General features: G+C 55.8%; 7 protein-coding genes. 5 read left to right on the top strand and 2 right to left on the bottom strand.

Going from position 1 to position 11,446, the window contains the following annotated elements; all coding sequences use genetic code 11:
* Both LBO03_05085 and LBO03_05080 read left to right on the top strand, forming a co-directional pair.
* Nucleotides 1-2,366: PD-(D/E)XK nuclease family protein (locus LBO03_05085; GenBank protein ID MDR3348962.1), on the top strand; the 2,366-nt coding region annotated here is incomplete at its 5' end.
* Nucleotides 2,347-5,793 (top strand): UvrD-helicase domain-containing protein, encoded by a 3,447-nt coding sequence (locus LBO03_05080; GenBank protein MDR3348961.1) that lies wholly within the window; start codon nucleotides 2,347-2,349, stop codon nucleotides 5,791-5,793. The genes LBO03_05085 and LBO03_05080, both read left to right, overlap by 20 nt.
* Before the next feature lie 80 nt (nucleotides 5,794-5,873).
* Here the strand turns inward: LBO03_05080 and LBO03_05075 are convergent, their stop codons facing one another.
* Complete coding sequence (locus LBO03_05075; GenBank protein ID MDR3348960.1) at nucleotides 5,874-6,623, bottom strand: metal-dependent hydrolase; 750 nt, start codon at nucleotides 6,621-6,623, stop codon at nucleotides 5,874-5,876.
* Nucleotides 6,624-6,788: 165 nt separating this feature from the next.
* On the bottom strand, nucleotides 6,789-7,748 hold the full coding sequence (gene bioB, locus LBO03_05070) for a biotin synthase BioB (protein ID MDR3348959.1): 960 nt from the start codon (nucleotides 7,746-7,748) through the stop codon (nucleotides 6,789-6,791).
* 202 nt (nucleotides 7,749-7,950) lie between these two features.
* Here bioB and LBO03_05065 point away from each other — a divergent pair, with 202 nt between their 5' ends.
* The 3 genes from LBO03_05065 (at nucleotide 7,951) to LBO03_05055 (ending at nucleotide 11,438) form a co-directional block, all read left to right on the top strand.
* Nucleotides 7,951-9,345 (top strand): sodium:solute symporter family protein, encoded by a 1,395-nt coding sequence (locus tag LBO03_05065; protein ID MDR3348958.1) that lies wholly within the window; start codon nucleotides 7,951-7,953, stop codon nucleotides 9,343-9,345.
* Nucleotides 9,346-9,428: 83 nt separating this feature from the next.
* Complete coding sequence (locus tag LBO03_05060) at nucleotides 9,429-10,214, top strand: glucosaminidase domain-containing protein (protein MDR3348957.1); 786 nt, start codon at nucleotides 9,429-9,431, stop codon at nucleotides 10,212-10,214.
* A gap of 234 nt (nucleotides 10,215-10,448) precedes the next feature.
* Nucleotides 10,449-11,438, top strand: a complete 990-nt coding sequence (locus LBO03_05055; GenBank protein MDR3348956.1) for a DNA cytosine methyltransferase — start codon at nucleotides 10,449-10,451, stop codon at nucleotides 11,436-11,438.
* Nucleotides 11,439-11,446: the final 8 nt, after the last annotated feature.

Genomic DNA, 11,446 nt, shown 5'->3' with positions numbered 1-11,446 from the left:
GGGATGCGGTCTATGAAACTGTGAAAACAGCTTATGAAGACCTCATGGGACTGAACTTTGAACTGCGCCTTGTTAACGAAACGCAGGAAAAAGACCGGGAATTAACGGGGCTTTGCCACAGCCTGTTTTCCCGGCGCGGCGGCCAGGCGCCGCCCGGCGGCGCGGTAAAAATAAAAAAATACGCCAACAGGCGACAGGAAATGCAGGAAGCGGTAGCCGACATCAAAAATCGGGTCGCGCTGGGCGCGTCGCCAAGCGATATTTTATTGGTTACGCGCAGCTTGGCGCTTTACCCCGGACTGCGCCGCGAATTCATTCTGGCAGGGCTTCCCGTGTCCCTGCCGGAGACGGTGCGCCTGTCGTCGCAGCCTGCGGCCAGGTTTGCCGACGCTTTTTTGCAGATAGGCGCGGGCGAGGCGAAAGAAGGCTTGAAAAAACTTTTTTCTTCATACGTCCTGAAAGAATATTGGCAGATGGACACGGAAAAAATAAACTGTTTGCTGGAGGAAAATTATCTGGCCGACCTCCCGGCGGCCCAAAGGCTCATTTTGGGCGCTTTTTGCGGCGACGAGCGGCAATGCGCCCTTTTAGAAAGCTTGTTCGCGCGCTGCGCCAATCTGCCGCGCATAGCCGAGGTGCCGGTTTTCGCGCGGGCGCTTTCCGATTTTCTGCTCTATTTTTTTTCGCCTGTCCGTTTAGGCCAGTTGTACAAAAACGGGCTTTTGGATTTCGCGCGGCTCAAACTGCTGGCCAGCGGCGAAGAAGAAACCTTGAAAGCGATAGAACAACTGACCGCCGACTGCGAAGCGGCGGGCGGGGAAAAGCAGCCTGTAACGGCGGGGGACTACCGGCGGCTGTTTTTGCGGAGCGTAGGGGATACAACGATTGTCCTGCGGCCGGGAGATGGCGATGGGGCGCGCGTGGCGGATAACTGCCGCGAATTAGGCGGTTCCTGCCGCCATGTTTACATAATAGGCCTCAAAGAAGGGGAATTTCCGGCCTTTGCGCCGGAGAACTGGCTTTATGACGATGCCGAGCGTATTCGCCTGGCGCAGCTCGGTTTTTTGCCGTCCGCCGACAACGCGGCGCGGGAAGAACGGTTTTTCTTTTTCAATTGCGTAAAAAGGGCGCGGCGCAGCCTCTGGCTGTCAGCCAGCATTGCCGGCGGGGAAATAATTTCCTCCTATTTGGAAGAAGCGGCAAGGGCGCTTCCCGGCCTCACGCTTTCAGAGCGGCCTGCCCGCGCCGTGCTGCCCGCTCCCGATTTTGTGTCCAATGAGGATGTTTTGGCATCCCTGCTGATTGACCAAAAGATACAGGAGCCGACCGCCCGAACATGGCTCGATGGTTACTTGGGCCGCGATTTCAACGAGCGGCTGGCCGGGGAACTGCCCCGGCGCGCCGGCGTTTACGCCGGGTGCGCGGCGGGCGCCAAAGAAAATATCAATGCCCTGTTCGCGCTCTCCTTTACCGCCAGCTTGCTTGAAAACTACGCCTTGTGTCCTTTCAAGTTCCTGCTGGAACAAGTCTGGCGCCCTTACGACCGGCCGCCGGCCGGGGACGGCATGGCGCTTGGGTTGCGGGGCGGCCTTTATCATGCGTGCCTTAGAAATTTTTTGCAAAAATATATCGGCCGCCGGTTGACGGCCGAGGCTCACCCACGGTTGGAAAAGGAACTGTCCGCAGATTTTGACGACATTTTGCGGGAGTATGCCGCAAAAGGCATTTTGGCGCAGACCTGGCTGACCGGGCGGGAATGCGCGGACATGAAAGAATATCTTAAAGACTGGTTGGCGGCTGAAATAAATTACCAGGAGTTTAGCGGCGCCTTCCATCCTTTCCGTTTGGAATGGAAGTTTGATAAACAGCCTTTGACGCTGCCGGTACAGGCGGGCGAAGCAAAGATAACCGGCCGGATAGACCGCGTGGACACCGATGGTGGCGCTTATTTCGTTACAGACTACAAGCTTGGCAATTTCCCCAAAAGGGCCGACATCGAAGAGGGGCTTGATCTGCAAATGCCCGTATATCTTTTGGCGGCCGAGCGGTTTTTCGGGCCTACGCTGGGCGGCGGCTATTTCTCTATAGAAAACGCCGGGCGCGGCGGCGGGTTTTGGTTAAAAACCGCTGAAAAAAAACTGCCTTTTGCCAAGGCAAACACTAAGCAAAAAACTATGGGCGACGACTGGCAAGAATACCGAAAAATGTTCATTGGCCGCCTGACGGCAATCATTGACGACATATGCGCGGGAAACTTTCCGCCGCTTCCGGGCGGCGGCGTATGCCCCGGCTGGTGCGCCGGGCTGGCCGTCTGCCGCAAAGGACGGAGCGGCACGGGGGAAACAGATGCAGGAATATACGCCTGAACAAGAAAAGGCGATAAACAGCATAAACGTCAATACGGCGGTGGTAGCCGGCGCGGGTTCGGGCAAGACCAGGGCGCTGGTCGAACGCTACCTCGGCCTTGTGTCCGGCGGCGTTGACTGCCGCCGTATTTTGGCCATAACCTTTACGGAAAAGGCGGCGGCGGAAATGGCCGGGCGCATCCGTGCGGAAATGGCCGGGCGCGCCGAAGGGGACGCCCGGACGAACGGGACGGCGGGCGAGGCGAACTGGCGCAAGCAAAAGGAGTTCTTGCCCAGGGCTTATATTGGCACGATTCACGGCTTGTGCGCGGGGATCATCCGCGCCAACCCGATGGCCGCCGGCGTTGACCCGGACGTCAAAATACTGGACGAAAGCAGGGGGCGGCTGATCGCGGCGGAAGCGGCGCGCAACGCCTTTGCCCGGCTGTTGCCGGACAGCGCCGCCTTCGCCGCTTTATGCGAAGAATACGGTTATTACCGTTTGTTGCAATACGTAAAAAGCATCATGGACAAATTTACCTTTGCAGAAACGGCTGACGCGGGTTTCCCGGACAGGCTGGCCGCCGGCTGCCATGGCGCGCGTGGGCGCCTGGGGGCGGCCAAACGGGATTTTTTGGCGGCGCTCTTGGAACTGTTGGCCGGCGCAGACGGATTAAAGGCATCGAAAACGTCCGCCGCGCTTACGGAAATAAGCGACAGCTTGGAAACGGTCAAAAAAGCCCTTGTTTCTTTGCCTGACGATCAGGGCGCTTTGCGCTTTGTCGATGGGCTGGTCGGCAAACTGCGCAAGCAGAGCAAGGCCAAACTGTTAATAGAAGGTGTCAAAGCGGCTTGGGAAAACGTCGTCGGCGGCTGCCGCGATTGCCGGGCGCTGGACATCATGCCTTGCTGGGCGCGGATAATAAATTCCTGCGCCGGGGAATTGGCGCTTCAGAAAAAGCGGCTGGGAGCGTTGACCTTTTCCGACCTGGAAAGCTTGGCGCTGAAAATCCTCAAAAACGACAAAGTTTTGCGCGGCAAATACATGGACAAATACCGGCATATAATGATCGACGAGTTCCAGGACACCAACCGGGCGCAAAAAGAGATCGCCTATCTGCTGGCCGGGGGCGACGCGGAAATTTTGCATGGGAACAAGCTGTTTATCGTCGGGGACGAAAGGCAGTCCATTTACCGTTTCCGGGGGGCGGACGTCAGCGTTTTCGCCCAGGCGCGCCAAGACATTTTAAGCGGCGGCGGATCGCAAATAGAGCTTTTGGACAACTTCCGCTCGCGGGCGGAAATCATCGCGGTTTGCAATCATCTTTTTTCCTCGCCCGTACCGGGCTTGGAAAACATGAAATATAAACCGATGCGCGCCGGAAGGGCTCAGGAAAAAGCGGCAGGCGAGCCGACGGAAATTCTCGCGTCTACCGAAGCGGCGAAATTTCTCGCGTCCGCCGAAACGGCGCCGCTTCAGGCGTCCGGCGAAACTACGGACGGCGGCCATGCGGCGGAAGCGGCGGCGATCGCCCAAAGACTGTGTCTCTTGCGCGATGAAGGGTTCACTTTTGCCGACATGGCCATACTCTTGCGCGCCCGGACACACCTTGCGGCTTATACGGAGGCGTTGGAAGCGGCCGGCGTGCCGTACAGCCTTCTTGACGGGCAGGGCTTTTTTAAAGCGGCGGAAATAACCGACATGCTCAACCTGCTGCGCTTTTTGGACAACAGTTTGCGGGACCTGCCGCTTTTGGGCTTGTTGCGCGCGCCCTTTTTCGGGCTGGATGACTGCGCGATAACTTTGCTCGCCCTTTCCGCCGGCGAAGGGTCTTTCTGGCAGAAACTGAAAAACTTTCCTTGCGCCAATCTTTCGTCCGGGCAAAGACAACTGGCGGAGCGGGCGGCGGCAATTTTGGAAAATCTCCTGCGGGCGGCGCGTATTTTGTCCATAGGGCCTTTGCTGCGCGCCGTCATAGAAGAATTGCGCCTGCTGCCGCTTTTTTTGTCCTACCCTGACGGCCGGCAAAAATACGCTAACGTAGAAAAATTTGTCGACATGGCGTTTGCCTTTGAACAGGATGCCAACGGCGGGCTGGGGGAATTCATCGCTTATATCGACGGCCTGCTGGACATCGAGGCGCGCGAGGGATTGGCGCAGTTAGAGGACGAGGGGAGCGACGCGGTCAAACTGCTGACCATCCACAAAGCGAAAGGGCTGGAGTTTAAAGCCGTCGTGCTTGCCGACTGCGGGGCGGCATTTCCTGCGGACCGGAGTTCCTTTTTTTACGGCGAGGAATACGGTTTGGGCATAAAAGTCCGCTGCGGCGGCAAATTGCAGCCAACCGGGTGTTTCGACAAAGCGCGGGAAAGCGGCAAAAACAAAAACCTGCAAGAGGCGCGCCGGCTGCTTTATGTGGCCATGACCCGCGCCCGGGACAAACTTATCATAAGTGCCGACAAAGTCAAAAACCCAAGCTGGCTGCAATGGATCAAAAGCAGTTTTGAAAACGAAGGCGATGGCTTTTTGCGCGGCGGCGAAGCCAAAATACGGCTGTGGGAAAACGCCGTTATGCCGACTGTTTGCGGCAAAGAAGGAGAAATAAAAGAAGGGGCGCAAATTATCGCGTCGGCGTCCGTTCAAAAAGATTTCGCAAAACTATTGCGGCAAACGCGCCCCATAAATTGGCAAAGCCAAAACCGGCTGTCTTTTTCCGCGACCGCCCTGCACGATTACCGGCACTGCCAGAAACTGTTTTATTATAAATATATAGCCGCCCTGCCCGAACAACAACCGTCCGGACGTAATGGCGAGACGGCGCGCCCGGGCGGGTTATCGGCAAGGACGGAGGGGTTGATCGCCCACTCCGTCTTGGCCGAATTAGGGGAATACACCTTCCCGGAAGCCTTGGACAGGGCTTGCGCGAAACATCTTGGCGCGGGCGGCGGCGCGGAACGCGACAACATCGCGCAATGGCTGTCGCTCTACATAAACCATCCGCTTTGGCGGGAAGCGGCGGCAAGGGAAACTATGCGCGAAGTGGGGTTCAGGCTGCCGCTTTTGACTGGCAGCGGCGGCCCTTTATGGTTTTCCGGCAGCATAGACAGCCTGTCCTTTGACGGAAATGACGGCCTTTGGCTGACAGACTACAAGACGGACAGGGAATTTGCGGGCAAGGCGGAAAAATACGCGCCGCAGATGATGGTTTACGCGCTGGCCGCAGAAATGCTGTATCCGGGGCGCAAAACGGCAAAGGCGCAACTGCATTTCATCAGGGAAAGGACGAGCGTGGAGGTTGACATAACAAACGGGCGCTCCCGCTTAATCGAAGCCATACGGGAACTGTGCGGCGAAATAACGGGCAAAACCAAAGAAGATGACTTCGCTGCGGCCAGCGGTTGGTGCGGGCTGTGCGGTTACAATTGGGTTTGCGCCGGGGAAAAATAAAATGCGCCGAAAGGGCAAAACGCCAAGGACCTTTCGGCGCGGGAATCACAAACAGTTAGCAGGCTTTCCCGTAAGCGCTTTTATAGCTCAATCGTCGAGCCCGGTTTCATGACCAAAACCTTGCCGGCGGCATTGCGCTCGACCAGCGCTTTGAATTTCTCCGGATCTTGTTTGATCGGCGGCCAAGTATCGTAGTGCATGGGAATTATTTTCTTGGCTTTCAGCATCCCGGCCGCCAAGGCGGCGTCTTCCACTCCCATGGTGAAATTGTTGCCGATCGGCAAGAGCGCATAGTCGATTTTCTCTAATTTGCCCAAAAGCTCCATGTCGCCGAACAACCCCGTGTCGCCGGCAAAATAAACAACCGTCCCCTTAAAGTCAACGACAAAACCGCAGGCGTGCCCGCCCGGTATGCCGGAACCATGGAAAGCCAAGGTTACGCGCACGTAGCCGAAAGGGAAGGCGATTTTCCCGCCGATGTGCATAGGGGCGGCTTGGCAGCCGTCTTCGGACACTTTGTGGCAAACCTCGGCGGTCGATATGACGGTCGCGCCGCAACGCTTGGCGATCGCCACCGTGTCGCCGATATGGTCGAAATGACCGTGGGAAACCAAAATGTAGTCCGCCGCCACCTCGTCCGGTTTGGCGACATTAAAAGGGTTGTCGGTCAGAAAAGGGTCAAAAAGCAACGCAACAGTTTCATCCCCTAAGCCAAAGCAAGCATGGCCGTAAAACTTTAGCGTTTTCACATGCATCACTCCTTTTGCCGGTTTGCGGCGGGAACCTTCCCGCCCGTGGCCGCTAGGCCGATTGTCCTGGCTTTTAGGCATATCTTGCCCCCTATATGCCCTATTATGCTACAAAAAGCGATTTAATTCAATGCTTTTGCCAAGATAAAACCAAAAACGCCCCGTGCCGCTGCCGCCGCCAAAACAAATGGTTTGAGGCGCTCGTTAAATATGGGCAAATCCGGCGGCTGGCCGGAGCGGGCGCGGTTACGCCGATTCGATTTGGCAGGCGAACCCGGCATCCTCAATTGCCCGCACAGTTTCGGCGATGCTTTCTCCGCCCGCCGTCAGGTAGCCGGAAGCAAAAACCGAGTCCGCGACGGAAAAAAGCTCTTTTTCCCAGCCTTTCAGGTAGACCTCCCGGCCGCCGGCGCAGCGGATGTCGCAGGTCGGCAGGAGCAGCCTGGCCAGGCAAAGGACTTTTAGACAATATTCCGGCGTGAGCCGGGAAGTGTCCGCGCCCCCCAGGGGCGTGCCCGCAATGGGAATGAGAAAATTTATCGGCACGGAACGAGGATCTATCGCCTGTATCTCCAAAAGCATATCGGCAACATCTTCGCTTTCTTCGCCCAAGCCAACAATGCCGCCGCAGCAAATTTCAAACCCCAGTTCTTTCAACATGGCGATATTGGCGATCCTTTCATCGTAAGTATGGGTCGTGCAAATGTGAGGATAAAACCGCCGGCTGCTGTTAAGGTTGTGGTTTATCCTGTCCACTCCGGCCTCTTTAAGCATTTTTGCCTGCCGTGGGGTCAAAAAGCCGATGCTGCAGCAGATGTGGGTACGGTTTTCCTTCTTTATTTTGCTGACAAACCCGGCGAATTCTTCTATTTCCGCGTCGCTGAACCTTATGCCGCTAAGCCCTATGCAATGGCGGGACAGTTTTCCCGCACTGACAGCGCGGCTGTCGGCCAGTAACTTTTCATACGGGACGAGCCGGTACTTTTCTATATCCGCCCGCGCCTTGCCGGACTGCGCGCAATAAGCGCAGTTTTGGGAACAGTCGCCGCTTTTGGCGTTTGTAAGCAGCTGGATTTTTACCGTATCGCCTTTGTATTTTTTCCTCAGGGCGTAAGATTGGGCGAGCAGGGCGGGCAGCCCGGACGTCGGCAGGTTCAGAATGGAAAGCGCGTCCCGGCGGGAAAGGCGCTCGGTCGAAAATAGCATAAATGTACACCCCCACAGAATCCTCTTAGGTAAACCATAAAGCAATAAATGGTTTACCTAAATTATAACACAAGCACCCAATTGTGTCAAAACCGGCGAACGCCGGTTCAATCCGTTAGGGTATAGCAGCGGCGATTTTTTTGCCCTTGTCGGCAGGGAATGGTATAATCATGGTAATATGCATTAATTCAAGAGGTGTGCTATGACAAACGGGAGCGCCCTGGAATATTGGGCGGGCCTTTTGGCGGTGATATTGGCGGTGGCATCCCTTGGCGTTTACGCGGCCGGAAAAGTACGCACGGCCGACGATTTTGCCTTGGCCGGCCGCTCCTCCGGCGTGCTGATGGTAATGGGCACGATCGTCGGCACGGCGGTAGGCGCGTCTTCCACCGTGGGGACGGCGCAATTGGCTTTCAAGGCCGGCATAAGCGCCTGGTGGTTCTGCCTTGGCTGCTGCGTCGGTTTTGTCATCATGGGCTTTTTATATGTGAAACCGCTTTATTTCAGCCGGCAGACAACGGTTTCCCAGTTTCTCGGCCTGGCCTACAACCAGGGCGCGGGCATTATGGCAAGCGTCTTTTCTGCCCTCGGCATATTTTTTAGCGCCGCCGCCTCGTCGCTTGTGCTTATCCCCATGCTGGCGTCCTGTTTTTCCGTAAGCATGGAAGGCGGGCTGGCCATCACGTTCATTTTGATCGTTTTGTACGTAGCTTTCGGCGGCGCGTGGGCGACCGGGCTTGTCGGCGTATTCAAGGCCGGGCTGTTGTACATAGTTTTGGGCGTGTGTTTTTTCGCCGCGCTGAAAAAAGTCGGCGGCCTGTCGCCTATTTTGACAGAATTCCCATCCGTTCCTTGGTTTACCCTCTTCCCGGACGGATTTTTCACCAACTTGGCCGCCGGCGCGTCCACGGTCATCGGCGTCATGAGTACGCAGACCTATATCCAGGGCATGTGTTCGGCCAAAAATGAGCGGGCTGCGCGGCTTGGCATGTTGTTTTCCGGGCTGTTCACACTTATTTCGGCCTTGCCCGCCATCTGGATCGGGTTTTTCATGCGCAGGCTGCACCCTGACATAGCGCCGATTGATGCCTTGCCGTTATTCATTATGACCTATCTGCCGGAATGGTTCGCCGGAGTGTCCGTCGGCATGCTGATCATCGCCGCAGTTGGCTCGGCCGCCGGCCTGATTCTCGGCATGAGCACCATCGTCAGTTCCGACATCATCAGCCGCCTCCTGCCGCAATTTTGGCAAAAGAACAAACTCTTGTCCAACCGCGCCGCCCTTTTCGCCATTACCTTCGGCACGCTTTTGTTTACCTACCGCAACAACGGCGCGCTCGTCCTTGACTGGACCATCCTTTCCATGTGCCTGCGCGGCGCGGGAGTTTTCATTCCCTTGTGCGCGGCTCTTTTTTGGCCGGGGCTGTTTTCGCCGCGCTACGCCGCCGCCGCGATTGCCGGCGGCTCCCTGAGCGCCCTTTTATGGCGAATATTGTTCCCCTCCACCTTGTCGCCGCTCTATCCGGGCATGTTGGTAAGCGCCGTGTTCATGGCCATCGGCTATTGGAAAAGGCAGGATGCCGGTTCGGCGGGTTAACCGCCGAACCGGCGGAAAATAAGTAACCCGGGCGGATTGCTGATGGTTCAGCGCTCGGGTTCCAACATTCGGAGGAAATTAATTTGCGAAAAATACTTATCTTTCTTGTCATGGCCGCCACGGCCTTGGGAACGGTTGCCGTAGCGCAAGCCAAAAAGGCTCCCGCCCAAAGACCGGAAGCGAAACTTACTATTGCCGGGCCGCCTCTGGCATCCGAAGAACAGGCGGTCAAGTTTATAAAAAAATCCAACCCGGGCGCGAAACTGAACTGCACGGTGGAAGAAATCGTGCGCCTTTACTATAAGGAAGCCGGGAACGAAGGCATAAGGCCGGATGTCGCCCTCAGCCAGGCACTTTTGGAAACAGGCTTTTTCCGTTACGGTGGCGACGTAAAGTCGGCGCAGAACAATTTCTGCGGGTTGGGCAGCGTGGGCGGCGGCGCGAAAGGATATTCTTTCGCCACGCCCGCGCTGGGCGTGCGCGCGCATATACAGCACCTTTTGGCCTACTCTAGCAAAAAAGCCCCCAAGGCCGCTATCGTTGACCCGCGCTATAAAACGGTAAAAGGCATGCCGAATATTTTCGGCGTTTGTACAACCTGGCATGATTTGAACGGCCGTTGGGCGCAAGCGGGCATACCCTACGGCGAGCGGATACTTGACATCCACCGGCGCATGCTGCAAACGGAGCCCAAAGGCAAGCCGCCGGCACGGACGGAAGAACCTCGCGGGGCCGATCCGGAAAAAGAAAAGGCCGAAAAGAAGAAAAAATCGAGGAAAAAGAAAGAAAAGGAAAGGGCGGAAACCGGCAGCGAGCAAGCGATTAGCAGCCGCGTCCGGGAGATACTGAAAACTGTCGCTAAAAGATAAATTTTCAGGAACCTCTGACAACTCTCGTTGCCGGGAGCAGTCTGTCAAAGGGATTTGTCACGGGAAATTATAAATTTTCATGCACGCGCATAGTTGCGTATCGCTCACTCGGCGGATTTCGTGCAATATTCAAATTTCATGCAGTCATAGGTATAATAGTTATACAATTTGGGGCTTGACGAACTGAGTGTTTTGTGACATGGCTTCAACGGATGTTTATAGGAGGTGCGCGAGATGATACGCTCATTGGAAATGTTCTGTGGTACGGGCGGGTTGGCTCTCGGTCTGCATCAAGCGGGATTTCAGCCAACCGCTCTCTTGGAGTGGAACAAGGATTCATGCGATAACATCAGGGCGAATATAGCGAACGGACATGCGGGCGTTGAGGATTGGAACGTGGTCCAAGTCGACGTTCGCTTTGCGCGTTACTCTGACTATGGCACGGGTGTGCAATTTGTTACGGGCGGACCGCCGTGTCAGCCTTTTTCGCTCGGAGGCAAGCACAAAGCTCACGCCGATGTTCGCGATATGTTTCCCGAGGCTGTCAGAGCCGTTCGAGAGCTTCAACCGCAAGGTTTTATTTTTGAGAATGTGAAAGGTTTGCTGCGCAAATCGTTCAGTACGTATTTCAACTACATACTGCTCCAACTCTCTCATCCCGAAATCGTTGCGGGCGCGGATATGGATTGGATGGAGCATTTGAAATTGCTCGAAGAATATCACACATTTGGTTCGCGTGACGGGTTAGAGTATAACGTGGTGTTTCGTCTTGTGAACGCCGCCGATTATGGTGTTCCACAACAGCGTCATCGCGTGGTTATTGTTGGGTTTAGAAACGACTTCGACGCGCATTGGTCGTTCCCGGAACCTACGCACAGCAAATCTGCTCTCAACTACGCTCAGTTTACGGACGGTTCATATTGGGACGAACATAAAATTGCAAAGAGCAAAAGACCGCCAGCAAAACAAATGCACCTCGACGCAAAACCGACGCTTAAACGGTGGCAGACCGTCCGCGATGCAATTGCGGGACTGCCTGACCCACGAAGCAAAGCATCAAAGGACTTCGTTAATCACGACTTTCGAGATGGCGCAAAGCCTTATGCAGGCCATTTGTCAATTCCCAAAATATTTGCGAAATACGGGAAATATAGTAAACTAACGGCAAATGTCGGGATGGCCGCACAGGGGGCGGGATGTGGCGTTTGTATAGAGCGTGAATAAAAAAAGGG

The organism is Acidaminococcales bacterium (genome assembly GCA_031290885.1).
Lineage (GTDB): Bacteria > Bacillota > Negativicutes > Acidaminococcales > JAISLQ01 > JAISLQ01.
Note: the sequence above shows the minus strand (reverse complement) of the source record. Positions and strands in the feature narration are given on the sequence as shown.